20 protein-coding genes and 1 pseudogene are annotated in these 25273 nt (G+C 39.1%); 8 read left to right on the top strand and 13 right to left on the bottom strand.

The genetic code is table 11. The features are described from left to right. Positions 1-4 precede the first annotated feature (4 nt). The 4 genes from NST97_RS16215 to NST97_RS16200 all read right to left on the bottom strand — a co-directional run bounded on the left by NST97_RS16215 (position 5) and on the right by NST97_RS16200 (position 5314). A complete protein-coding gene (locus NST97_RS16215; protein WP_144598069.1) occupies positions 5-1417 on the bottom strand; it encodes a glycoside hydrolase family 1 protein in 1413 nt (470 codons plus the stop codon). A gap of 56 nt (positions 1418-1473) precedes the next feature. Then, positions 1474-2937 (bottom strand): glycoside hydrolase family 1 protein, encoded by a 1464-nt coding sequence (locus NST97_RS16210; protein WP_063389269.1) that lies wholly within the window; start codon positions 2935-2937, stop codon positions 1474-1476. 256 nt (positions 2938-3193) lie between these two features. Further along, positions 3194-4024 (bottom strand): BglG family transcription antiterminator LicT, encoded by an 831-nt coding sequence (gene licT, locus NST97_RS16205; protein ID WP_063389270.1) that lies wholly within the window; start codon positions 4022-4024, stop codon positions 3194-3196. A 297-nt stretch (positions 4025-4321) separates the two neighbouring features. Further along, positions 4322-5314 carry a Gfo/Idh/MocA family protein gene (locus NST97_RS16200; protein ID WP_339229668.1) on the bottom strand — a complete coding sequence of 331 codons (993 nt, stop codon included), beginning with the start codon at positions 5312-5314 and terminating at the stop codon, positions 4322-4324. Positions 5315-5917: 603 nt separating this feature from the next. Here NST97_RS16200 and NST97_RS16195 point away from each other — a divergent pair. From NST97_RS16195 to NST97_RS16180, 4 genes are all read left to right on the top strand, one after another. Then, a complete protein-coding gene (locus NST97_RS16195; RefSeq protein ID WP_341343470.1) occupies positions 5918-7096 on the top strand; it encodes an MFS transporter in 1179 nt (392 codons plus the stop codon). A 408-nt stretch (positions 7097-7504) separates the two neighbouring features. Beyond that, a complete protein-coding gene (locus tag NST97_RS16190; RefSeq protein WP_341343469.1) occupies positions 7505-7957 on the top strand; it encodes a hypothetical protein in 453 nt (150 codons plus the stop codon). Further along, complete coding sequence (locus NST97_RS16185; RefSeq protein WP_341343570.1) at positions 7914-8063, top strand: DUF2268 domain-containing putative Zn-dependent protease; 150 nt, start codon at positions 7914-7916, stop codon at positions 8061-8063. The genes NST97_RS16190 and NST97_RS16185 overlap by 44 nt, the downstream gene beginning before the upstream one ends. Beyond that, positions 8060-8332, top strand: a complete 273-nt coding sequence (locus NST97_RS16180) for a DUF2268 domain-containing putative Zn-dependent protease (RefSeq protein WP_341343569.1) — start codon at positions 8060-8062, stop codon at positions 8330-8332. The genes NST97_RS16185 and NST97_RS16180 overlap by 4 nt, the downstream gene beginning before the upstream one ends. Before the next feature lie 421 nt (positions 8333-8753). Here NST97_RS16180 and NST97_RS16175 read toward each other — a convergent pair whose 3' ends face one another. The 4 genes from NST97_RS16175 to NST97_RS16160 form a co-directional block, all read right to left on the bottom strand. Then, positions 8754-10193: an NAD-dependent succinate-semialdehyde dehydrogenase gene (locus NST97_RS16175; protein WP_066246827.1), complete on the bottom strand. Its 1440-nt coding sequence runs from the start codon at positions 10191-10193 to the stop codon at positions 8754-8756. Then, complete coding sequence (locus NST97_RS16170; protein WP_063389297.1) at positions 10190-11590, bottom strand: hypothetical protein; 1401 nt, start codon at positions 11588-11590, stop codon at positions 10190-10192. The genes NST97_RS16175 and NST97_RS16170 overlap by 4 nt, the downstream gene beginning before the upstream one ends. A gap of 20 nt (positions 11591-11610) precedes the next feature. Further along, positions 11611-12756, bottom strand: coding sequence for an iron-containing alcohol dehydrogenase (locus NST97_RS16165; protein ID WP_130158339.1), 1146 nt, complete (start codon positions 12754-12756; stop codon positions 11611-11613). 238 nt (positions 12757-12994) lie between these two features. Further along, on the bottom strand, positions 12995-14587 hold the full coding sequence (locus NST97_RS16160; RefSeq protein WP_063389275.1) for a sigma-54 interaction domain-containing protein: 1593 nt from the start codon (positions 14585-14587) through the stop codon (positions 12995-12997). Positions 14588-15267: 680 nt separating this feature from the next. Here NST97_RS16160 and NST97_RS16155 point away from each other — a divergent pair. Together NST97_RS16155 and NST97_RS16150 are read left to right on the top strand one after the other, a co-directional pair. Further along, positions 15268-15906 carry a Bax inhibitor-1/YccA family protein gene (locus NST97_RS16155; RefSeq protein WP_063389276.1) on the top strand — a complete coding sequence of 213 codons (639 nt, stop codon included), beginning with the start codon at positions 15268-15270 and terminating at the stop codon, positions 15904-15906. A gap of 416 nt (positions 15907-16322) precedes the next feature. Next, a complete protein-coding gene (locus NST97_RS16150) occupies positions 16323-16670 on the top strand; it encodes a coiled-coil domain-containing protein (RefSeq protein ID WP_063389277.1) in 348 nt (115 codons plus the stop codon). A 150-nt stretch (positions 16671-16820) separates the two neighbouring features. Here the strand turns inward: NST97_RS16150 and NST97_RS16145 are convergent, their stop codons facing one another. The 4 genes from NST97_RS16145 to NST97_RS16130 form a co-directional block, all read right to left on the bottom strand. Then, positions 16821-17702, bottom strand: coding sequence for a LysM peptidoglycan-binding domain-containing protein (locus NST97_RS16145; RefSeq protein WP_339198780.1), 882 nt, complete (start codon positions 17700-17702; stop codon positions 16821-16823). 627 nt (positions 17703-18329) lie between these two features. Continuing rightward, positions 18330-18935: a TetR/AcrR family transcriptional regulator gene (locus NST97_RS16140; RefSeq protein ID WP_277986846.1), complete on the bottom strand. Its 606-nt coding sequence runs from the start codon at positions 18933-18935 to the stop codon at positions 18330-18332. A 313-nt stretch (positions 18936-19248) separates the two neighbouring features. Continuing rightward, positions 19249-19995, bottom strand: coding sequence for a YkgJ family cysteine cluster protein (locus NST97_RS16135; protein ID WP_261308704.1), 747 nt, complete (start codon positions 19993-19995; stop codon positions 19249-19251). 255 nt (positions 19996-20250) lie between these two features. Beyond that, on the bottom strand, positions 20251-20838 hold the full coding sequence (locus NST97_RS16130) for a TetR/AcrR family transcriptional regulator (RefSeq protein ID WP_341343468.1): 588 nt from the start codon (positions 20836-20838) through the stop codon (positions 20251-20253). A 131-nt stretch (positions 20839-20969) separates the two neighbouring features. On the opposite strand from NST97_RS16130, the gene NST97_RS16125 reads away from it, so the two are divergent. Together NST97_RS16125 and NST97_RS16120 are read left to right on the top strand one after the other, a co-directional pair. Further along, the gene (locus NST97_RS16125; RefSeq protein WP_341343467.1) at positions 20970-21962 is read left to right on the top strand and encodes an NADPH:quinone oxidoreductase family protein; all 993 of its coding nucleotides are present in this window, start codon (positions 20970-20972) and stop codon (positions 21960-21962) included. 397 nt (positions 21963-22359) lie between these two features. Next, positions 22360-23561 (top strand): annotated as a pseudogene (locus NST97_RS16120) (transposase). A 238-nt stretch (positions 23562-23799) separates the two neighbouring features. Here the strand turns inward: NST97_RS16120 and NST97_RS16115 are convergent. After that, positions 23800-24891 carry an NAD(P)-dependent alcohol dehydrogenase gene (locus NST97_RS16115; RefSeq protein WP_340880939.1) on the bottom strand — a complete coding sequence of 364 codons (1092 nt, stop codon included), beginning with the start codon at positions 24889-24891 and terminating at the stop codon, positions 23800-23802. Positions 24892-25273: the final 382 nt, after the last annotated feature.

The raw sequence follows: 25273 nt of genomic DNA, 5'->3' as shown, positions 1-25273 counted from the left end.
CTTTCTAATCTAAATTGGCTCCATTCGATGAGATGACTTGTTTATACCAATAAAAGCTTTGTTTTCGAATTCGGCGCAAATCTTTTAAATCAAATTCATCACGGTTAACGTAAATAAAACCGTAGCGTTTGCTTATACCTTGATGCGTGCTGACGAGATCAATAGCTGACCAAGGACAAAAACCGAACACTTCAACACCGTCACTAATCGCTAATTGCATTTGTTCGATATGGTTTCTTAAAAATTCAATTCGGTATGTGTCGTTTATAACATCGCCTTCTTCCAATTGATCGATGGCGCCTAATCCATTTTCAGTGACAATCAATGGCAAATGATAGCGGTCATATATTTCTCTTAATGTTGTCCGAAACCCGACTGGATCAATTTCCCAGCCAAATTCATTTTTCTTTAAATGCGGATTGGAGGCTCCTTTATAAACTCCCGGTTCCCCAACCGTAATATGCTGATCGCCTGTTTGGTTCACATCTTCTTCATTTCCTTCGCTTGCTGCTACTGTTTGCGAAGTATAATAGTTAAAAGCAATAAAATCCGGCTTGGCATTTTGTAAAATTTCCATATCGCCTTCAAGAATTGTTGGAGTATAGCCCTTTTCCTCCAAGTAAGCCCAGGCAATATTGTTATAGCGCCCATATACAGCCATATCCAAATACAGCCAATTGCGGATGGCTGCGTAATTATTGGCAGCTAAAACATCTTCAGGTTTTGAGCTTGCCGGATAAATCGTCACAATATTCGGCGCCGGTCCGATTTTTGCATCAGGCAGCATTTGATGGCATAACGCCATTGCCTTCGCCTGAGCGACAAACATATGATGATTTTGTTGATACAATTCTTTTTTTGGATTTTTTAAGTTCGGATCAACGGTCCCGATCGCTTCGCCATGAAGGATCATCATATTTTGTTCATTAATCGTCAGCCAATATTTTACCCGATCGCCAAAATGCTCGAATAATGTTTTGCAATAATTTTCATATGCATCAATCGTTGCACGATTGGACCAGCCGCCTTTTTCCTGTAATGCATAAGGCAAATCAAAATGATAAATCGTCACAATCGGTTCAATTCCATGCTTTCTGATTTCATTGATAAGTTGATCGTAGAACTCTATCCCTTTTCGATTTACCTCTCCGTCGCCATTAGGATAAATGCGTGTCCAGGCAATGGAAAAACGATATGCTTTAAAGCCCATTTCAGCAAACAGAGCAATATCTTCTTTGTAACGGTGGTAATGATCGCTGGCTACTTTAAAATCAGTTGTGCCTTCGGGGTATTTGGCCATATCGATAACGGAAGGTCCCTTTCCGTCTTCATTCCATGCGCCTTCCACTTGATAGGCTGATGTGGAACCTCCCCAAAAAAAATCGTTTGGAAAAGGCTTGCGCCGCTCGTGTTTCATGCTTACTACCTCCCATTTCATTTTTAAACAGAGTGATTTCGACATCGCAATCGTTTTTACAATTCTTCTCCATTCGTTTCGATTACTTTTTTATACCAATAGAAGCTGTCCTTCCGGAGGCGTTTCAATGTTCCGTTGCCGAAGTCATCTTGATCGACATAAATAAAACCATACCGTTTGCTCATTTCTGAGGTAGATGCGCTTACTAAGTCAATAGGCCCCCAAGTTGTATACCCCATTAATTCAACACCGTCGCCAATCGCTTCTTTCATTTGCTCAATATGTTTGCGCAAATAGTCGATTCGGTAATCGTCATGGATGCTGCCGTCTTCCTCAACCTTGTCGTAGGCCCCTAATCCGTTTTCCACTATAAATAAAGGAACTTGATAGCGGTCATACAATTTATTTAACGTAATCCGCAAGCCGACCGGATCAATTTGCCAACCCCAATCAGATGATTCAAGATAAGGGTTTTTCACACCGCCGATTAAATTGCCTGAAACTTCTTCAGCATCATCCTTCGTGCTGGCTACAAGTGTCATATAGTAGCTGAACGAAAGGAAATCCACTGTATATTGTTTTAAAATGGCATCATCGCCTGGAAGTTTTTCAATGTGAATATTATTTTCTGCAAAATAGCGTTTCATATAACTTGGGTATGCGCCGCGAACTTGAACATCTGTGAAAAATAAGTTCAGCTGATCTTCTTTTAATGCTTTAAGTACATCGTCCGGGTTGCATGTTTCCGGATATACTTCCAATCTAGCCAGCATACAGCCGATTTTTGCATCCGGAATGATTTCGTGGCATGCTTTAACAGCTAGTGCACTTGCTACAAATTGGTGGTGTACCCCTTGGAAGGCAGCTTGTTTTACATTTTCAACCCGATCGGTTAAAATTCCGCCGCCGGTGTACGGACTGAATGTAATCATATTGATTTCATTAAATGTCAGCCAATATTTCACCTTGTTTTTATACCGTTTAAATACGGTTTCAGCGTAGTGAACAAAGAAATCTATCACCTTGCGATTCGTCCAGCCACCGTACTTTTGCACAAGCCCGAGCGGCATTTCGTAGTGGGAAAGTGTAACAAGCGGCTCAATATTATATTTCGCCAGTTCGTCAAACACTTTGTCATAAAAGGCTAATCCTGCTTCATTTGGTTCGGTCTCATCCCCATTCGGGAAGATACGCGGCCAAGAAATGGATAAACGGAACACTTTAAAGCCCATTTCAGCAAATAAGGCGATGTCTTCCTTATAGCGATGATAAAAATCGATTCCGAAACGTTTCGGGAAAATTTTATCTGATGCTGCTCCGCTTAAGATTTCCTCGATTTCTGCACTTGTCACATCTAATGAATGTCCGTTTTTACCACGTTTTTCTTTTGGTACATAAGCCACCATATCGGCAGTAGAAAGACCTTTTCCATCTGCATCAAAAGCACCTTCTAATTGGTTGGCAGCAGTTGCGCCGCCCCAGAGAAAGTTTTCCGGGAATTTCGCTTCGAAATGGCCCATTGTTCATTCACCCTCTCGTTATTATTAAAACAATTTCCAACTTTATCCTGTCGCAAAGCGCTTATACGATCAAGAAAATAAAAAAACCTAAATTGCCCGCCATAAAAATGACGAAACAATTTAGGTTTTGCCTGCATGACCAGTAACAATCCTAAATGAAATGGTTTCTATTCGGTTGTTATTTACAAATTAGCATACGCTTTCATTTCCTGTCAACAGTTCATTTAAAAATTTTTACGAGAAGCTGAGATTTTGTTTAATTACGATTCACGACTCGATCAATATGAATTGTCAAATATAGTTTTTCTTCCGAAGTTATTTCATGGCCATGCACCTTTTGAATATAATCTTTTATTTTTTTCGTGCAGGCATAAGCTTCCGGATGCTTATTTTTTACGATTTCATACAATTCATCATCGTCGCTCTTCAGCAGCATGTTGTTTATGAGCCGTTGCGCGAAAAATTTCAAGTGGGTAAGGAAACGGAAATAATTTAATGAATCTTCATCAAGCTCAATTTTAAAATGGTATTTTACAATATTCAGTATATCTTGAATAATCTTTGTCATATTGGCGACATCCGTCATTTCTTCATTCAGCTCAGCATTGACGAAATGCATCGCAATGAAACCGGCTTCATCTTCAGGCAGTTCAATCGCCAATTTGTCTTTAATCATTTTCAGTGCTTCCAAAGCGATTTGAAATTCATCTTTATATATCCGCTTGATTTCCCAAAGTAATGGATTCACAATCTTTATCCCTTGTTTTTGCCGTTCTATGGCGAAATTAATATGGTCTGTCAGCGATATATAAATAATATCATTCAGTTTTTTGCCAAGTTTATTTTTCGCGTATTGTATCATTTCCTCCGTTACTTTTACATATTCCATCGGAACCTCGTACAATAGCGATTTGAATTTACTGGCCATATCCTGATTTTCCAATTTAAAAATCTTTTCAATTCTGTCTTCATCAACCTCATCGCCAGGTCTTTTCTTAAAGGCAATCCCTCGTCCCATGATGACCAGCTCTTGATCATCTTGTATAACGCTGATCACGTTATTATTAATCACTTTTGCGATTTTCACGCGTACCCCCTGCCTTTAGTTTGATGCTATTATACCTATATATTGCAAAATGCACTCGATATTATTTATGAAAGAAGTCCTTAATTAAGAGAATTTACGATTTATTAGGATTTGTCAATACAAAAATTCGATTGCTAAAGCAGATTTTCGTTTTTTTTCATAGTAAGAGTCCGCCATCATGCGTTGGGTACAGCCCGACGATAAGGGGAGGTGAATTCACTTCTGTCCAGTACGCTTTCTATTGGTCAAAATGATAAAAAATAACGGCGAGAACACATGCCCCGCCGTTTTGTCATTTTATTTGAGCGAAATCTTTTTTCCCTGTTTGATCGATTCATAGCAAGCTTCAATTACAGTCATATTTTGGATCATATTTTCGCTTGTGTAGGAAGGATTTTTTCCATGCAGCACCGCATCTGAAAAATGCTCAACTTGAAGAGCGTATTGATCCGCTACAATGCTTTCGATTCTCTGCTCATTTTCTTTTTCAACAATGATTAAGCCTTCTCCTCCTTGGCGGTCAGGTCGATAGGCTCTTGGAACGCGAATAGAACCTTTCGTTCCGACCACTTCATAAACATTTGAAAAACTCGCGTTAAAACTGCAGTCAAAAACGGCTTTGACTCCATTGTCAAGCTCCATATATCCGACAGCCGTCGTATCAACGCGATGTACAGGATCTATTTCAGCATCTACTCTCACTTCAGCCGGTTCGGCTTGAATAATATTTCGAATCGAATGAATACAATAGCAGCCAATATCATAAATACTGCCGCCGCCCATATCAGAATTTAAACGAATATTTTGCGAGGCAGGATCCAAATAAAACGAAAAGTTGGCTCTCATTAATTTCACATCGCCAATTTCACCTGATGCGATGATGTCTCGAACTCTTTGATGCTGTGGGTGAAATTGGTACATAAACGCTTCCATAAACTTCACATTGTTTTTTTCACAAACGGCTGCCGCTTCTTTCGCTTCCTCAGCTGTCAGCGTTGCCGGCTTTTCACATAATACATGTTTTCCTGCTTCAGCTGCCTTCACAATCCATTCTTTGTGCAAATGGTTAGGCAGCGGTATGTATACAACATCGATATCTGGATCCTTTAGCAAGTCTTCATAACTTTTATAGGCTTTCGGAATATTTAATTCATCAGCCACCCCGATCACTTTATCGGATCGGCTTGCTATCGCCGCCACAACAGCATTTTTAGATCTTTGAATCGCAGGAATCAACTGCTTTTTAGCGATTTGTGCTGTGCTTATTATTCCCCAACGAGTTTTCTTCAATTTCTAAATCCCCTCCAGATCAATTTTGAAAAAACATAATCTTGTCAATTATTTTTGAAATTCTTTTGATTTTACATTAATATTTTTTGATTTTGAAAACGCTTTTTTATATTTTACCACATTTTCACACATCGTCCATACAACTTTTCAGCAGATTCCTCCACAAGAATTCAAACCGCTGCTGCCACTGTCACGGAACATTGTCCGCCTGCTAACTTTTTATGTTTGAAGTTGTTTGTTTGTACTTTCTATATTTTTGCCAACGACCAATTGGAACAATCGCATAAATTGTTTTCCCTTGGTTGTGTGAACACATAAGGGAATCGGTGCTCAAATTCCTTCAGCAGCAAATACGGCAAATCACTCGGTTGCCAAGGGAATGTAGGCTTTGACATTTGCAAGTTTTGAAAGAGGAATGTTGCTAGATTTAAATTTTTGTTTATGATTGAATTTTTGTGTTTTTTTCGACTAGTCGGCCCTTAAAAGTGATTTCGTACAGATTATCGTTCATTGTCATTCGCCTCTACTACATTCGTTGCATTAGACAGTTTAGCTTATTAGATGTATAGTATATTTGGAAATGATGGAAAGAGGCGAGTCCAATTGGTATACATAAAAGTGAACAGTCCAGAATATGTAAAGGCCAGCATAGCTCTTTTTTTCGGCGGGTTTGTCACCTTTTCCATTTTGTATACAACACAGCCTTTACTGCCTGTTTTCTCAAAAGAATTTCATATCTCTGCCGCATCAGCCAGTTTAACCGTATCGGCTTCAACCGGAACACTTGCTTTTATGATGCTGGTAGCAGCTAGTTTGTCAGATGTTCTTGGAAAAAAGAAAATCATGATCATCTCGATGCTGCTTACTTCCATGCTCTCTATGTTTATTGCTATGAGCCCAAATTTTCCTTTGCTTGTTGTATTCCGAACACTGCTTGGAATTTCTTCAGCAGGCATCCCCTCTCTCGCTATGGCGTATGTAGCAGAAGAGTTTCATCCAACTGCAATTGGCAAAGTGATGGGATTGTATATAAGCGGAACAAGCATCGGCGGAATGGCCGGCCGAATAATCACTGGCTTGTTGACAGATTTTTTTTCATGGAGGACCGCTTTATTTTCCATCGGAGCGCTAGCTCTTATTTTAAGCATCGTCTTTGCTTTTATTCTACCGACACCAAAGAATAGCGAAAAAAAGCCGTTTAATATAGAAGCTGTTATAAAAGCATATACTGTACACTTAAAAAATAAGCCGCTTTTATCTCTCATTTTTTTGGGCTTTTTATTTATGGGAAGCTTTGTGACATTATACAATTATATTGGCTATTTACTGAGCGAGCCTCCTTATTCATTCAGCCAATCATTGCTTGGCTTCCTTTTCATCGTCTACATTTTCGGAAGCTTCAGCTCTGTATTTTTAGGCAAAAAAGCTGATGAACACGGCCATTCAGCCACGCTAATTTTTGCCGTCGCTTTGACTATTTCCGGAGCCATATTGACTCTTTTTCCGCCAGTATTGGTGAAAATTATCGGCATTTCACTATTTACATATGGTTTTTTCGGCTGTCATTCCATTGCCAGCGCTTGGATTGGAGAACGGGCGGATAAGAATAAAGCTCAAGCATCTTCTTTATATCTTTTATTCTATTATTTGGGATCAAGCTTAGTTGGTACATTTGGGGGCTATTTTTGGATTCATTTCCATTGGGCGGGAGTCATCTTGTTTATCACGGCTTTATTGCTATCAAGCGTACCTTTTATTCGGTATGCTGAGAAACGTCTTTAACCGTCAGAAAGTATAATAGATTAGTGCAGAAAAAAACGCTTAGCCTGTCGGAAGAGCTGAGCGTTTTTTTAAGAAAAAATTTATGGTGTTCGGATTATCGTGCAAATTCCCATAAAAATTAGAGATGGATCAGCATGTCATAAGCAGAAAATTGCATGGAATTCCTGTAAACTGTCCACTGTTTTACACTGCTCATTTCACGTAAACCCCTCAAAAAATGCCACTTTTCAAAATAAAAATATGGCAACCTTCATCTTTAAAAAAGCTCCCAGAAAATAACATCTTTTCCTTTACGTTGCGTAACACCTTATAGTTGCTAACGCAGAGATGTAATAAGTGACAATGAAGGTAAAAGAAGCTGGTGCAAGCAGGAGCTTTTAAATAATCAAAAATAGCAAGGTGGAAGCAATGAAAATAGTCATCGAAAATACAATCGAACAATATGATAAGTTGTTTTCTTTAGAGGAAGAAGAAAGAGAAAACTACTTTCGGTTTTCAATGATGAAACCTTTTGAAAAAATGTGGAATACGATTAATGTTCCTTTGAAGGCCAATAAACCTAATGGATACGATGTAATCATGGCTACTAACATGCTTGGATATCTCGATGTATCGAAAACTGAAATTGGAAGAGCTGCCTTGGAAAATTTAAAAGAAATTCAAGCCCTTCAAACAGCACATGATACTTTGTATCACTGTGTTGAATTTCTCCATGCCAACAATATGAACATCAATGCCAATGAAATGAAATTCGGTTTATATATAGCAGACCCGAAAAAGCTCGAATTACAAAAAAGGTTATTGTGGCTTTGGATGAATTCCAGGGTTTATTCAAGTTTCTATTTACCCAAATTCCTATAATGTTCCAAAACTACCTGCTGTAATTGCACATGAATTTCATCATAATATTCGTTTTTCATATTTTAACTGGGATCATGGGAATGTCACTGTTGGTGATTACTTATAGTTATAGAGGGATTAGCAGAATCATTTTCAAAGAAACTTTATGGAGAAAACCTTTTAGAACCTTGGGTTACATCTTTTGATAAAGAAGATTTAGAATACTCAATTGAAGTAATAAAAGATGCGTTACATGTTAAGGGCTTTGCCGGGGTAAGCAGTTATATGTTTGGTGACACCATCCGCCAAAGAACAAGGGTACCAGCCTGTTGGTTTATCCCATTTGCAGGATATGCAGTTGGTTATCAAGTAGTACAGTCCTTTATAAAAAAATAATATAAAAATAGGAGAAGCTACTTTATACTGCATAAGCAATTGTGGGTTGTTTTCCAAATAATCTGCTTGCCCTAGCAAAGCACTAGTAATCCTTTTCTTACTTAACTAAAGATTTTATCCGGAAAAATCAACAATGCTGCAAGATGAAATTGTTCGATTTCTTTCAAATCTTGCTTGATATATAAAACTTGTAGCAATTGATATGTGGAACTCTTATAAACTGTCAATTGTGATAGCTAAAATTCATATTGTTAAGTCAGCAAACAAAACCTGATAGAAAATTCGGAAGGCTGTCAGTTAGAATAGATTAGTCAATGAATGAGTTTATGAAAAAGTGTTAGATTACGATTTTTCTATTGTAGCTAAAAGCATGGAAGAGGGTGTTTTTACCCTCTTTCCACACTTTTTTGGATATCCAAAATTATATTAATTGAAGAGAAACGAACTTAATTTCTAGGAATTCGTCCAGCCCGTAGTGGCTTCCTTCTCTTCCAAGGCCGCTCTCTTTCATTCCGCCAAAAGGTGCTTGGGCGACAGACGGAAGGCCGTCATTGATTCCGACAATGCCGTATTCTAGATTTTCAGAAAACCAAACAGCCTTTTTGAGAGATTGGGTGTAAACATACGCAGCCAAACCAAATGGTGTACCGTTTGCACGTTGGATAACTTCTTCATCATCTGAATATGTGCTGACCGGTGCCAATGGACCAAATGTTTCTTCCTGCATGCACAACATATCATCTGTTACATCAGAGATTACAACCGGCTTCATAAAATATCCTTTGTCCATATTCACGGAAGGTCCTTCATGGAGCTTCGCGCCTTTTTCGACTGCATCTTCTAATTGATGTTGAACTTTTTTGACTGCATTTTCGTCAATAAGCGGTCCAATGTCTACCTTCTCGTCAAGGCCATTCCCTACTTGCAGTGTTAAAACAGCTTCATGAAATGCTTTTAAAAACGGCTCCTTAATTGACTCATGGACATAAATCCGGTTGGCGCATACGCACGTTTGACCGGCATTTCTGAATTTTGATTGCACAACGCCCTTTACAGCTTCTTGAATATTTGCATCTTCTGTTATGATAAAAGGTGCCAAGCCTCCAAGTTCAAGCGATACTTTTTTTACAGTATCCGCTGCTTTTCTCATTAACAGCTTTCCAACTGGAGTAGACCCTGTAAAAGTAACCTTCTTAACGCGTGAATCTTCCATCCAAACATCAACGACTTCAGCTGGTTTTTCAGTCGTTATAACATTGATGACACCTGCTGGAAAACCTGCTTCATGAGCACATTCTGCTAATAAAAGTGCTGTAAGCGGTGTTTGTTCAGCCGGTTTTATGACAACTGTGCATCCAGCTGCAAGGGCAGGGGCGACTTTCCGTGTGATCATCGCCGCCGGAAAGTTCCAAGGAGTTATGGCAGCAACAACTCCTACAGGTTGTTTTTGAACGATAATTCTCTTCGAATGAACAGATGCCGGAATCGTTTCGCCATAAATCCGCTTCGCTTCTTCTGCAAACCATTTCACAAAGCTGTTTGCATATTGTATTTCGCCTTTCGCCTCGGCGAGCGGTTTTCCCTGCTCGATTGTCATCGTGGATGCCAACACTTCCAGCCGATCATTTATGAGCTTATACCATTTTTCCAGTAATTCTGCTCGTTCATAGGCTGTCGTTTTTGACCAAGTTTTAAAAGCTTCGTGAGCTGCATCGACAGCCAGCTTTGCTTCCTTGGCGGTTCCGTTCGGCACATAACCAACTGTTTCAAAAGTGGCAGGGTTTTGAACGGCAAAATTGTCATCCAACTGAACAAATTCTCCGTTAAGATACAGCCCTTTTGTCAATGGTTGTTCTTTCATACTGCTTGAATCTCCTCTCTTTCTTTTTCTTCATTCGAGTGGTGCGTAAATATGCGGTCGTTTTCTCCGCGCAGAAAATCTTTCCCATACAGCAGGATGCATAAAAGGATGCCGGCAGCAAAAGCCATTGTTGCTCCTTTTATGACGAGGATTGCACCAACAATCCCCGCAATTCCAAGATCACGCTGGCTGCGGGACTGCATGACACCGATACGAACGCTTACATAACCTTGCACCAACAATGTCAATGCTAAAGCTACCCCAAGTATCGGTTGTACTAAACTTACTATAGGCAGCAAAAATAATCCAGTATTTGTACCCCAACGGAACGATCCTGCTCCGCCGAAAAACGAATGCATCGCTTCTTTACCTTTTTTAAACCGCTCGATCACGACCACTTGCATGGCAGCCCACATCGGACCGCACATCGTAATATCAGGGCCGATCATGCTCATCAGAATGTTTCGGCCACCAAATATTAAGTGGGCGCGGTTCGGATTGTAATCAACTTTTTCATCCGTACGTATGACATCAGATTCAGAAAGGAGAGCTTTCGTTTTCAGCACATCTCCAAACACAACTAAATACGTTGCAAAAACAGCAGGGACTGCCTTCACGAAAAACGATAACGCAGGGAAGCCCAGGCCAAATACCGTATATTCCGCCCAAAGTGTGGCGAAATCTGGTTTACTGAAGCCCCATTGAATGTCCGGCCATTTCGCTTCTCCAACAAGAGGCGCTACAAAAACAGCTAGCAAAATAGCAGGTAAAATCCCTAAATTCCCTAACAAAGCCCAGCCTTTGTTTTTTTGCTTTAATTTTTCGAAATGTTTAGAGAATATTAGATAAAACGCAAAGCCAATGCAAATTGTGATCGTAATCGGGAATAATTCAAACTTTCCTCCGGCTTCAAAAATCGATACGACAGCTCCAATGCCGGCACCCAGTATAATACCTGATTTAATGGCGTCAGGCACTAAACGCACCACTTTGCTGGCAAGTCCCGTTACTCCTAAAATGATGGATAAAATTCCAAGAGTCAACTGAAATGCAATGAGTGCATAGATTCGGTCCTCACCTTCTGGAAATTGTTTAACAAACAAAACAATCAATGGAATCGCGGGAGTGACCCAGCCTGGAATGACCGGGTCACCAAGCAGATGATGCAGTAAATATAAAAGTCCATTCAATACAACAACAGCGAGAGCCACTTCAAACGGCATCCCTAAATGATCCGCTAAAAGAGTAATAGCCCCAAGGTCTACCGCACACATGAGCAAACCCTGCACATAATCGGGCCATTCAAACCGATAATGAATAAACGGCAGCCGTATTTTAAAGGGACCTGCAGGGATATATGGCGTTTCAGCGCCGTGCGGACGATTTTTCCATTTCATGATCATGATTTTCCCTCCTATCAATAAGCAGCACGGTATATTTGTTCAATATCTTTTTTGCTTAATTTTCGAGGGTTATTGCGCAGAAGCCGCGTTTGCTTTAAAGCTTCCTCAGCCATTTCAGAAATCGCGGATTCCGGAATATTAAATTCACGCAAAGATTGCGGAATTTCCACATAGCGGCATATCCGGATCATCGCTTCAATCGCTGCATCAGCCGCTTGATCATCGTTTAGATGATCTACTTTTTCTCCTAACGCTTCTGCGATATCACGGAATCTTTCTAAACAAGCTATTTTGTTCCATTTCATGACGTATGGAAGCAGCAAGGAGTTGCTTACACCGTGTGCTATATGAAAACGTCCTCCAAGAGGATAAGCGAGAGCGTGCACTGCTCCAACGCCTGCATTACCAAAAGCCAATCCCGCCATGAGACTCGCTGTAATCATCGCCTCACGTGATTCGATGTTTTCCGGGTTTGAATACGCTTTCGGTAAATGGGTGGAAATAAGTTTCATAGCACCAATTGCCAGTGCATCCGTAATCGGAGAAGCAAACTTCGAAATATAAGCTTCCACAGCATGAACCAATGCATCCACTCCGCTTGCTGCTGTCACGCTAGGAGGGCACGTAATGGTCATGATCGGCGAAACAATTGCGACATCAGGTAATAAGTACGGACTGACTATCCCTTTTTTCACCTGCTCTTTCGTATCCGACAAGATTGAAATATTCGTAACTTCGGAACCTGTTCCGGCAGTTGTCGGAATGGCTATTAAAGGCAGCCCTGGTGATTCCACTAAATTAATTCCAAAGTATTCTTCAATTCTCCCCTTATTCGTCGCCATGACAGAAGCCGCTTTGGCAATATCGATAGCGCTTCCACCGCCGACAGCGATCAGCCCGTCATGATTTCCTACTTTTATCGCTTGAAGACATTGTTCGACAATTTCAATTTCCGGTTCCGGATTTACATCCGAGAATACTCCCGGCTCCATCGGCAATAAATTTTGAACCTGTTTTACTACTCCCGCTTGGATAAGTATCTTATCTGTCACGATAAGTGGATTTTTTATCCCAAGCCGCTTCACTTCTTCAGGGAGTTGATTGAGAGAATCAGTTCCTGTAATTAATTTGTTCGCCATTGAAAATGTAGATATATTCATTTTTTTCTTCCTCTCCTTTCAAACTAGCGAGAAATGAATTGATTTTCCTGGTGTCACTCAAATATCTGTGCAAATTTCGTGCCAACTCGAAAATGATTTGTGTATTTTTTATAAATTTTTTAATAGCCGCGAATATTTGTAACAAAATCTTCAATGTTTTTTAGATCGTTTTTTATTCATTTGCTGATGTAAATCAGGAAAAATTGATTATAAAACAAATCATATCTAGATTTTTTGATTAGTTTTCTAATCGTATGTGAAATTTTTTCATTTTTTGTACAATGGCACTTTGGCTAATTCCTAAAAATTTCGCTGCGGCTCTAGTCGTACCATGCTTTTTAAGTGCATCGATAATAAGGGAGCGTTCAAGCTCCGCCACAGCTTCCTTTAAAGTTTTAGGCTTTGAAGCCGGGAAAATCTGTTGTATGAAAGGAGGAAGGTCGCCTACATCAATTGTGTCGTGAAAGGTAGTCACAACCAGTCTCTCAACTAAATTCGCAAGCTCCCTTATGTTCCCAGGCCATGAATAGTTTGTCAGCCACTCAATGCATTCCGGGGTCATTTTTTTATTTTCATTATATTTTTTATTAAATTCCTTCAAATACATTTCTAATAAAGGAACAATCTCTTCCTTCCGCTCCCGTAAAGGCGGGACATCAAAGGTGACAATATTCAGTCGATAATATAAATCCTCACGGAACGCCCCTTCCCTTACTAGAGATGCAAGATCTCTATGAGTTGCTGTTATGAGTCGTACATCGACTTCTCTCATTTCAGTAGATCCTACTCTCATAAACCGGTTTTCTTCTACAACCTTTAGCAGCTTAACTTGTAATTCTAACGGCAAGTCTCCAATTTCATCTAAAAATAACGTCCCGCCGTTAGCCTTTTCAAAAATGCCTATTTTCCCTTCTCTCAAGGCCCCTGTGAAAGAACCGGGTTCATAGCCAAAAAGTTCAGCTTCTACTAAATGTTCAGGAATGGCGCCGCAGTTTAATTCCATAAAAATTTTATTGCTTCGGGAGCTTCTCGAATGAATATATTTCGCAATTAAGCTTTTTCCTACGCCGGTTTCTCCCTGCAGCAAAATTTTTGCGTCAGTTTTGGCGACTTTGTTCGCAAGCTGGAAAATTGGAAAAGTAGAAGGACCGATAACAAGATTTTGAAAACCCGTTTGTTCAGGAAAAAGCGAGTTTTGCGAAATTTTTTGATACGAAAGCTTTTGACTGTCCAATTCATGCTTCAAACGAATCAGTTCTGTTATATCTCTTACACTGTTGACGACATACATCACTTCATTGGAAGAAGAAAAAACAGGTGTTGCAGATACAATAATTTTCCTCTCATTGCGAATGGTCTGTATAAGAGTGACCGGCTTTTTCGTTCGAATCGTTTCTAAAGATGCAGATTTGGAAATAATCCCTTGTTCAACCAAATGGCTCATATGCTTCCCTTTCACTTCTTCTTCTTTGATCCCGGTAATCCGTTCATAAGCTTTATTGATAAACAGCGTAATCCCTGAACCGTCTGTTATATAGACACCGTCATATAATGAGTTAAGAACGATCCGGCACAATTTGCTCTGAAAAAAAGATTGGAATTGAGAGTAAGAGATCGAATGCTGCTCAAGACTTTGTACAGGAGCATTCGTTAAAATAAAATGACGAATCGGTTTTGTTAATTCTCCTTGCTGAACGGCTCCAAATAGCGACTCAAGTGTTAAATAGCCTGCAAATTCACCGGATTCGTTAAATACTTCCACTTCATTAACGCCAATAGGAAAAATTGAAATCGCTTCCTCAACCGACATATCGGGACGAAAGCTAGTCATAAAATTCCCTCCTAATGCCACTTTGCAACTGTTTACATTGATTAGTTTTAGTATAAACGATTAGAAAAATGATTGGTTGTTTTCTGACTTAGCAAAAAGCGCAAGCACCTTCCAACTTCTAGCATAAAGGCGTTTTTTGCCGCTGCGGCAACGGTTTGGTTTCGAGGGCTAATCGCTGGGGCCAGCGTTTCGAAAAAGTTTCCGCAGCTTAAGTTTCTAGATAAAAAATTAAAAAACGTGCAGGTTTAATTGGTGCACGCTTTTATGCAATTCAACAGATCATGACAGGAAGGCTGAACAAAAGGCAAAAGCAGAAATCAGCCTTTTGTTCAATTACACAGATCAAAACAGTTTCTTAAAATATTAGAACCTTTCCTTGATTCGAAAAGCATCAGCAGAAACTTGCCGCTAAATCGTGTGAATGGCTCGATTCCATTTTCCAATATTGACATTTGCAAGCTCACAATGCTTTTCTTCGAGAAAGGTCGAGTCCAGTAGAATAGTTGATTTCTAACTTCCCGCTTCTAAAGGATGCAAAAAAATGAACATTGTTTAAACAAAATCGAATTTGCAAAGACTTGAATTAAAAAAATGAATCCTTGCATAAAGTTAATCGTAAATTATATCAAAAGAATAAAACATTAACCGTCATATCGAAGATCAAATTTGCGGGGGAAACTATGTATACACACGCTACGAATAGAAGTCAAATGCCCAGTGTTTTAAAGGCGTTTGCCGTTTCTTTGGCTATCGCCATGCTAGGAATGGCAGCGGGAATATATGTGCCGCCATCACTGTTTTTGCCTCTTGCCATAATTGAACTTGGCATGATTATTTTTGCATTCTTTTTGCGCAGAAAAAAAGCTATTTCTTATACATTTCTATATAGTTTTACGTTTATTTCAGGGATTACAGCCTATCCAATGATCTCGCATTATGTTTCAACAATCGGCGCGCACGCGGTCATTATGGCACTAGCCGCCACAACCGCTGTTTTTACTGGATTAGCTGTATATGCAACTGCAACAAAACGAGATTTCTCATTTCTTGGCGGAATGTTATTTTCTGCCCTGCTCGCTTTTCTGATCATTTATGTTCTTAATCTTTTTTGGCCGTTGAACTCAGGCGGCATGCTCGCATTTTCCTTCATAGGAGTATTAATTTTCAGCGGCTACGTATTATATGACTTTAATCGAATGAAGCATTACGGTGTTCATCCAGAAGAAGTGCCGTTAATAGCCCTAAATCTATATTTAGACTTCATCAACCTGTTCATTCAAATTTTACGAATCTTTGGCATTCTTTCTTCAAAAGATTGAAGGAGAGCTAAAAAAAGAAAGCTGCTTGCAAAAATTTCGGGTATTTAAAAATTTGTAGAACCGGCGCAATTTTTATGTCAGAGTCATCTAGTGCCGGTTCTTCTTTTCACTCGTTAGGAAAGCTTTTACGGTTCCTTTTTTTTATTTTACTTTTGCTTGCTGCTCTCCTTTTTTGTCCTTGCAACAAGCCTAATATTTCAGCAGGTTTGTTCTTTTTGCCCGGCGTTTCACTGCAAGCTTCAAACGCGTTTGCCCTGTACGGCTGACGGTTACGTGCAGCTGAATTTTGCTGTAATCAACTCTTTTTGACAAATACCCGATTTGAGTATTTTCCAGAATTATTCCAACTTACATTTTTACCTATAATCTTTTATAATAAAAAATATAGTGAAAAGAAAGGAGGCAGCCCTTTTAGTATGGAAGACGTTGCATTAAAAACAATTTTACAGGCGCTGAAAGAGCATTCTGAGCACATTGACTCAAGATTTGATCATCTTGAAAAAAGAATGGATGGCTTAGAGGCAAGAATGGACAAACTGGAATCTAGAATGGACAAACTGGAATCTAGAATGGACAAATTGGAATCAAGAATGGATAAACTGGAAAACGATTTGCAATCTTTTAGAAAAAACGTGGATGAACGCTTTACACGCTTAGAGAAAAAATTGGAAGGGATTCGCGCTGAATTAACAGACGCACAAGAAACCCTCGACTTCGTGTCCAGCAAAACATTGAAGCATGAAAAAAAGCTTAGACAATTATAGCTTAAGTTCTCATCTTCCAAAAATCGCTGCAATATTTTTTCCTTTCCTATTCACCTTCAGTTTCTGCATCTTTAGCCTTTTTGACAAAACGTAATAATCAAAAAATAAAAAGGGCGCCAAAAAGAAGCTTTCGGCACCCGTATTATCTAGTTATTTAATTGTTACTTTTACTTGCTTACGTCCGAATTGGATCGCATCTTGTTCAGTAGGCATATGGATATCAATTTTTTTGCCGCGGATTGCACTGCCCGTATCAGCAGCAGTATATGTCCCGTATCCTTCTATATATACTTTGCTTCCTAACGGTATAACACTTGGATCTACAGATACAACTTTTGAGTCTTTTGTTAATACAGTTCCATTTGCTGTTTTATTTCCTACTAAAGAATATGCGGTAGCTTCCATTGTAATCGTTTCGCCAGCATCTTTCGCTCCGTTATCTTCTTGAGCTTTCGTTGCAGTTTCTCTCGCTTGAACTTCTTGCTTGCTGACAGTTTGATTAGAGCTGTTTTCCTCTTTAGGTGAAGAAGACGTTGCTTCTTCATTTTTTAAACTCTTTTCATTCGCAGCATATGTACTGGTTTTATTTGCAGATGCTGTGTTTTTATCATTCGTCGTTGTTTCTTGCTGTACGACTGGTTTGTTCACTTTCTTTTCTACTGTACGTTCCTCTTTCGCTGCTTGATCAATTATTAAAACATCACCAGCAAAAATTAAATCGGATGTTAAGTTATTCGCAGATTTTAGTGACGAAACAGTCACACCGAATTGATCAGCAATACTGCTTAACGTATCTCCAGATTTGATTGTATATTTTATTTTTTCACTTACAACTAATTCTTGATTTGGATAAATCGTTTCAGTCGTTAAGCCGTTCCATTCTTTTATATCTGCTACTGATACATTATATTCTTTAGAGATTTCCCAAAGAGAATCACCTTGTTTTACCTTATATGTTTCAGCAGAAGCTTGACCTACAAATGGAAGCGTAGTCGCTACTGCAGCTGTAAAAGCAATGATTGTTTTTTTCATGATGAAAAATCCCTCCTTTTCCCTACGACGACATCATAGCAATTTTATGTAACAATAGCTTTGCAAAAAGATATTAAATAGATAACAGTTGCTTTTCAAAGAAGAAAAAAATGTAAAATTTCATACTAATATTTAGGAATTTTTCACTTCAGTTACTGTTACGCCAGTGCATAATTCCTTCTCTTCTGATTGCTCAGGCAAAATATAAGCCTTGCCAAATTTTCGCTTAAACCTCGCTTCACTGCTATTTCATCCAGTCCTCAAATAAATTGGTCGTGTTATATATGGAGGGATTTTCAGACATGAATTGAAAGCTTATCATTCTTGATCTACATTGCTTGGACAGTCGATCTTTATCCAAACCGATCTATATGTCATAAAATCTCGAAAACCAATCGTTATACACCATTCTAGAAAAACAAGGAGACGGTGCTCAGACCAACCGACTCAGTGCCATCATCATGGATATCTCTGGTAAAATAACGAAAGACATGAACCTCCATTTTTGCTAGGAGATTCATGTCTATTTCAAAAGGCCGATTTCCCCTTCCTTGACTTCAAAGTTAAATCCCTTTCATGCCGTTTTCGCTTGTTTTGGGTATGTGTAGGTTAATTGTTTAATCTCAATCATTCCTCCACCAATCCTTTCGCCAGCCATTTCGCTTGAAGCACTAACGCTTCGGCAAACTTCTCCCCTATCTCATCGCGGTACAAAAGCTGCAAAAAGAAGCTGCGTATGACCGCGACGATTGTACGTGGGTTTTCTTTTACCATAACTCCTTCGTCTTGCCATTTTTCAATAAGAGGCACAAGTGCATCTTCATCCTCTGTCGTATGATGGTCAGCATATTCCGGCGGTAACTTCCGCATTAAAAGTTCATATTCTTTTCGATCAATCATCAAGCGCAAAATCGGTTCTTGTTCGATCAACTTTACAGCTTGTACTAACAAATCTGCCAATCGTTCTTGCGTTAACGGCTTCTCTGTCCACTCAACTAGAAGTATTTCTCTTAATTTTCGTTCCTCCATTTGAAACACTTCATAAAACAACGCTTCTTTGGAGGGGAAAAATAAATAAAACGCTCCTTGTGAAATGCCAGCAGCTTCAGTCAAAGCCGCAACAGTTGTTTTTTGTATCCCGTATTGACGAAACATTGCTTTGGCTGTTTCTAATAATGTTTGACGTATCGTTTCCTTTTCTTCCTCACGAAATTTACGTGGGCATCGAATCACCTTCTTTATGTTTATATGAATGTTTTTATTTTATATTCACAGAAAGTATGAAAAAAACCAAGAAAAATATTTCTTCAAGAATGGGGCTGTCTAATAAGTCGTTTTTTCGGCTTATTGACGGCCCCCTTTTATGTTTTAGAAACGTTGATATATCATAGATGTTTATGATTTTTTGTTTTCAATAGGGATTTGACTTTCTAAGACAGCTCCTTCTGTTTTTTTACCATATTTACTAAATTCTATTTCATTTTTTCCCCAAAGCATGCAGAAAATTCTCTTAAGCTGAATTTGTCCAAAATTTGACTTCTTTTTTTCAAGACTTATTGCACAGCTCTTCTTTTAACAGCTTCGGTAAATAATCGATATGAAATACATCATCTGGAAAGGTGATTCCTAAGTCTTCATCTTCATATAAAAACTCTTGAAGCACCTCATTTAATGCCGTCATATAAAATTCATGCAAAAATTCGTAGCTGAAGGTTTCTCGAGGCATTAAAGATTGCGCACACACATTCGGATGGCAATAATTTAAATACGTGCGGCACGGAGTCGGTCTGACCTCGTAAACTTTGCAAGTATTGGACGACCGATCTAAAAATGGACAGCTCACTTGTTCAGAAATGTACTTGAATTTAAATTGAGGATCTTCATGAAAATCGATGGAACATACTTTTTCCAGTTGCTCCTTGTTCGATTCGAAATAATTCAATAAATGTTCAAAAATATCTTGCTTCTGTTCTTCTGGCAGGCTTTGAATATATTGCAAAATTAATTTGGCTTCCAAGCGGGTGGTGATAATCGGAAAATAACAACAATAAGCACAGCCTTTAAAACAGGAAGGTTGTATATTCACTTTTGTTTCAATTTCTTTAATTTGGGAATCTATTAATTTTAAGAGTGCTGTAAATGTTTCTAGAATAATTTCGGAAGCACTTTTGTTTTCTGGGTTTTCTAAAATATGATCAATCGTGTCATAAAACAGCTGCTCATCCGGAATATAATGTATATTAATTGTTTCACAGATCTTCAACATGTCTTCGTAGGTTAATCGATTATCCAAAAGACTTCGACTCCTTGCAACAATGTCTTTTCAATATCGTAAATCATCGCCTGCAAAAAATCCATCAGGTACATCTTTTAAAATTTCAGCAACCAAAATGCACCTTTAGCCGTCAAACCGCTTCCAATCAGCCGCTTTCTACAAATGATTCGAAAATTTTAACATTCGTTACAGTCCCAGTTTGTCTCAAGTACATTCAGGTGCTGAGCGCTGGAATATGTCTAGTTTCAGGAGATCATACCCAAAAGACTTTCCTTATTTTAAATATTTTAAAATTAGCTCATAGCAAGTTTTCTTATAAAACTCATGAAGGTGATCTTCATCACGCATTAACCACTGAATGAGACATCCATCGATGATCGAGCGAATCATTTTGGAAGCTGTATCGACATCAATGTCAGCTGAAAACGTTCCTTCCTTTTGACCAAGAGCAACAATGTCGCGGCCGATTTTCCAGCAGTTTTCGTAAAACTTGAGATTTATAAGCCGATATTGCGGATTTCGGCTCGCTTGTGCCATAAAATCAAGGTACACTTTGTAAAATTTTTTATTCTTTTTTGGATCGATAAAAACAGAATGAATATAAGCCTCTAATTTATTTATCGCTACTGTCTGCTTACTAACCGCTTTATACTCATGTTGATAAATGCGATCCGTCACCCATTCCAGCAAGCTTAAAAAAACGTCCTCCTTATTTTCAAAGTAATAATTCGTAACCCCTTTGCTTACACCTGCATAATCAGCAATATCCTGCAATGTTACCGTTTCGTACCCTTTATCTGAAACAGCTTGAAAAGCAGCCCTTAAAATTTGTTCTCGCCTTTCTTCTGCTTTTTTCTTCATAAAAACACCCCTCGAACTTCGGTCATAACGCTATTATACATGAATTTTTGACGATAAAAATATTTTGACCGGTCAGAATAATTTTGTTATCGTAAAAACAAGAATATGAAAAACAATAAGGGGGATGTCGAGTGGACCACTTCAAAGCGTTAGTAGTGAACAAAACGGAGACAGATTTTTCAGTGAAAGTACAAACCATTTCCATGAATGACCTTCCAGAAGGAGATGTCGTCATAAAAGTTGCTTATTCCAGTGTCAATTATAAAGATGGATTAGCTTCCATTCCGAATGGGAAAATTGTAAAATCGTATCCGTTCGTACCAGGTATCGATCTAGCCGGCACTGTTGTTTCTTCTAAAGATCCGCGCTTTAAAGAGGGAGACGAAGTTATTGCAACAAGCTATGAAATCGGCGTGTCGCATTACGGAGGCTACAGCGAATACGCCCGCATTCCTGCAGATTGGATTGTCCCTCTTCCAAAAGGATTGACGCTAAAAGAAGCTATGGCTTTAGGAACAGCTGGTTTTACGGCGGCATTGTCTGTCCATCGTTTAGAAGAAAATGGATTAACTCCTGAAAAAGGAAAAGTACTCGTTACAGGAGCAACCGGCGGAGTCGGAAGCATCGCAGTTTCCATGTTGGCAAAACGAAACTATCATGTTGTCGCAAGTACAGGCAAAGAAACTGAACATGAATATTTACGCGAGCTTGGCGCAAAAGAAATCCTTTCTCGCGAAGAAGTTTGTCCAGAACAGATCCGTCCGTTAGATAAACAATATTGGGCAGCAGCCGTTGACCCTGTAGGCGGGAAAACCCTTGCCGCAATCCTTAGCAGAATTCAATACAACGGCTCTGTAGCAGTCAGTGGGCTAACTGGAGGCAGCGACGTTCCAACGACTGTCTTCCCATTTATTCTACGCGGAGTCAACCTGCTTGGCATCGATTCGGTCTATTGCCAAATGGAATTGCGAAAACAAATTTGGGAGCGAATGGGCGCTGATTTAAAACCTGATAAATTACTAGAATCTATTGCGCAAGAAATCACACTCGATCAGCTTCCTGACGCATTATCGAACATTCTAAAAGGCAAGCTGCGCGGCAGAACGGTTGTAAAGCTCTCATAATACTCGCAGCTTTTTCTGGGTTTTGATTGAAAATAGTTCCCTTTTTGAAACGGGAAATCGGTATTTTAAAAAATTTTTTAGTGAATTGATGACAAAAAGCTCAGCATATGCCGAGCTTTTTGTCTGTCAACAGTTCTTAAAAAAGTTTGCAACTCATTACCAGCAACTAATCCGCAGCTTTTTTTAGATAAATTATTTCTTTTAGTTCGGTCTCAGTATTTTTTTATATTCGGCAAAAAAAGCCAGCCCATCAAAACTATATTTTTTATATGAGCATTTTGCACATTTTTCAACCCAAGAGCCATAAGGTTTTCTAAAGCATAAAAAAGGACTTCACCCCTTATTTGTAGAATTTTGAAGTGACCAAACCACAAAAATCCACAAGGAGGAAGTCACTTTGTATATTCTACAAGAAAGTCTATTTTCCTTTGAAGAATTGCAAATTTTAGAGTCAAAAGAGAAATTACCGATCTTTTTTAGTGCTCTAGATTTGCGTCCTTATGCTAAACAATTGAAAAGTTCTTCACCCCAAGGGGCTGAAGGACATTCCAAAGAAGGGATATTAAGGGCTCTTATCGCTGCCCCATTAGAAGGTATTGATACTTTTACTTCTCTTCACAATCGATTGAAAAATGACCTGCGTTTTCGTTACCAATGTGGTTTAGATATTAGCAGGCCTGCACCATCCATCTCTACTCTTAGCCGAGTATTTTCTTCACTAACCAAAACTGGACTCGTGAAAAGAATCTTTCAAGATCTCGTCCAGTTAGCTCAAGAGGAAGGAGTAATTGATGGAAAACATCAGGTATCGACAGTGCCGCCATTGATGCTTACGAAAAGAAGCAGCCTAAGAAGCGAAGTGAACAAACAGGCAACGCCAATTGGGGGGCAAAGTTTGATTCCTTCGGTAATAAAATTACTTGGTTTGGCTATAAGATGCATCTTTCCGTTGACACCAAAAGTGAATTACCAATGGCGATTGAAGTAACCCCTGCTCATATCAACGATGGGGATGTCGCACCACAATTAATTGAACAAGTAAAGAGTTGTACAAACTCTAAAATTGATTTCCTGATAATGGATGGTGGGTACGACCAGCTTAAAAACTACGAATCCGCCAAGAACATCGGGGCTCAAGCTATTATTCCACTCAATTTGCGTAATGAAAAGGAGCCTCCCGAAGGAATTGCCTCCAATGGAACACCACGCTGTTCTATGGGGTACGAAATGACTTATTGGGGAGCCAATAAGGACCAGCTCAAATTCAGATGTCCACACGCAACCGGAAAAGTGGATTGCCCATTAGGAATGGCAGCCTGTTCATCCTCCAACTATGGAATGGTAGTAAAAATTAACGTGAATAAGGATCTTCGCCGGTACTCTAATCCACACCGCGATTCCAAACGTTGGAAAGAACTTTACAATGAGCGAACCAGTGTAGAACGGTGCAATTCAAGAATGAAAAGTTATCTTACAGCGAACTCCCTGCATGTGTGGGGAATCGATAAAGTAAAAACTCATATTTACTTGAACGCCATCGTATTACTGGTTTCAGCTCTCACAATGGCAAAAGAGAGTAAAAAGCAACAAACCGCTTAAAAAATTTTTAAAGCGAAAAATTCTGCAAGTACGCCCAAAAAAGGACAAACAGAATATTTGTAAACCAAAGATACAAAATACCCCAATTTATTTGGGTTTCTTTTAAAACTCTTTTTAATAAAAATCTAATTTTGCAAAATGCTCACATACCAAAATCCCACAGAATTCTTAAAGTATTTCTGCGGGATTATATATTAGATTTGATCTTTAAACTTCAAAGAAGTGCTTGTAGAAGCAACTATTGTGCGATTATTAAGATTGGTTTGATGGTGAACCCATTCTTGGAATCTTCAAAGGCTTTGTTAATATCGTCAAAATTGTAAAAACGGACTAATTTATCAAACGGGAACAGGCCTTTTTTATAATAATCAACCAATTCAGGGATGAACACTTGCGGTACTGCATCTCCCTCAATCACACCCATCATCGTTTTCCCTTCTGCCATCAGATCATTGTGGACATCGAGGGTCATTTCAGGTGTAACACCTACAATGGCAACTTGTCCAAGCGGACGCAATGCTTGAAGCGATTGGCGGACAACAACAGGTACACCGGTCGTTTCAACGGCATAATGAGTGCCGCCATTCGTAATCTCTTTAATGTTTTTCACAATATCGACTTCTTTGCTATTTAATGCAGCAGTAGCTCCTAATTCTTTCGCCATCTCCAAACGATTCGCATGAATATCAATAGCGATGATATGTTTGCATCCGACGATTTTGGCTGCCATAATCGCGCTTAACCCTACAGCCCCACAGCCATAGACGGCAATGGAAGAACCGAACTCCGGCTTCAATTTATTTAAAACCGTGCCAGCCCCCGTTTGAATTCCGCAGCCCAACGGTCCTAATAGAGAGATGTCGACCTCTTGATCCACTTTCACAACGTTTCTCTCATTTGCAATCGCATATGCGGAAAAAGAAGATTGGCCGAAAAACGTTGATATTCCTTTGCTATCCTGATGAATCCGATGATTTCCGTCTTCATCCGTTCCGCCGAAATTCAAATCATTAAAATTGACGCATGTCGAAGGATGACCGGTTAAACAGTTTTCACAATGGCCGCAGGAAGCATAAGAAATGACAACATGATCTCCCGGCTCCACAGTTTTTACACCTGATCCGACTTTTTCTACAATTCCGCTGCCTTCATGTCCTAAAACAACGGGAAACGGTGTCAACCCCATATCTCTCGCAACTGCATCCGTATGACAAACTCCGGAAGCCACCACTTTAACTAATACCTCATTCGCCTTTAATTCGGATAGCTCCACTTCTTCGATTTTAAAGTCTTCCCCTTTGGTATGAATCACTGCCGCTTTTGTTTTCATGAGAGTATCCCTCCTGTTCGTTTGTATGTATGCCCATCAAAAAAATTTTATGAGGATTTGTCTTTAATATTGACAAGATGCTTGTCATTTATAATCGATCTCATGAAAAATTAACTTTTACATCTCACGCGAGACCCTGCTTCGGAAAAACACTCTTGAACGTACAAAAGAGCGGCAATTCCATAATAGCAAGTGTTTTTTTATGATTTGTTTTTAGGTGCTAATTCAACAGCCTGCCTGATGGCTTCAATCTGTTGTTCGGAAAATTTGTTCATGAACTTTAAAGTCATTTTTTTGCTTGTTATTCTCCTTTTTCCCTTGTAAGATTCTTTTACTCTTCCTGATATGAGCATTTCCTCTTTATACTTTCAATGAGCCTCAG

The organism is Aeribacillus sp. FSL K6-1305, from assembly GCF_038050115.1.
GTDB classification, from domain to species: domain Bacteria; phylum Bacillota; class Bacilli; order Bacillales; family Aeribacillaceae; genus Aeribacillus; species Aeribacillus composti.
Note: the sequence above shows the minus strand (reverse complement) of the source record. Positions and strands in the feature narration are given on the sequence as shown.

Excerpts from the sequence above, each read along its gene's own strand:
- NST97_RS16170 (WP_063389297.1), bottom strand. The coding sequence starts at position 11,590 with ATGAAATGGAAAAATCGTCCGCACGGCGCTGAAACGCCATATATCCCT.
- NST97_RS16115 (WP_340880939.1), bottom strand. The coding sequence starts at position 24,891 with ATGAAAACAAAAGCGGCAGTGATTCATACCAAAGGGGAAGACTTTAAA.
- NST97_RS16150 (WP_063389277.1), top strand. The coding sequence starts at position 16,323 with ATGGAAGACGTTGCATTAAAAACAATTTTACAGGCGCTGAAAGAGCAT.
- NST97_RS16160 (WP_063389275.1), bottom strand. The coding sequence starts at position 14,587 with ATGACTAGCTTTCGTCCCGATATGTCGGTTGAGGAAGCGATTTCAATT.
- NST97_RS16190 (WP_341343469.1), top strand. The coding sequence starts at position 7,505 with ATGAAAATAGTCATCGAAAATACAATCGAACAATATGATAAGTTGTTT.
- NST97_RS16130 (WP_341343468.1), bottom strand. The coding sequence starts at position 20,838 with ATGAAGAAAAAAGCAGAAGAAAGGCGAGAACAAATTTTAAGGGCTGCT.
- NST97_RS16165 (WP_130158339.1), bottom strand. The coding sequence starts at position 12,756 with ATGAATATATCTACATTTTCAATGGCGAACAAATTAATTACAGGAACT.
- NST97_RS16155 (WP_063389276.1), top strand. The coding sequence starts at position 15,268 with ATGTATACACACGCTACGAATAGAAGTCAAATGCCCAGTGTTTTAAAG.
- NST97_RS16210 (WP_063389269.1), bottom strand. The coding sequence starts at position 2,937 with ATGGGCCATTTCGAAGCGAAATTCCCGGAAAACTTTCTCTGGGGCGGC.
- NST97_RS16175 (WP_066246827.1), bottom strand. The coding sequence starts at position 10,193 with ATGAAAGAACAACCATTGACAAAAGGGCTGTATCTTAACGGAGAATTT.
- NST97_RS16145 (WP_339198780.1), bottom strand. The coding sequence starts at position 17,702 with ATGAAAAAAACAATCATTGCTTTTACAGCTGCAGTAGCGACTACGCTT.
- NST97_RS16215 (WP_144598069.1), bottom strand. The coding sequence starts at position 1,417 with ATGAAACACGAGCGGCGCAAGCCTTTTCCAAACGATTTTTTTTGGGGA.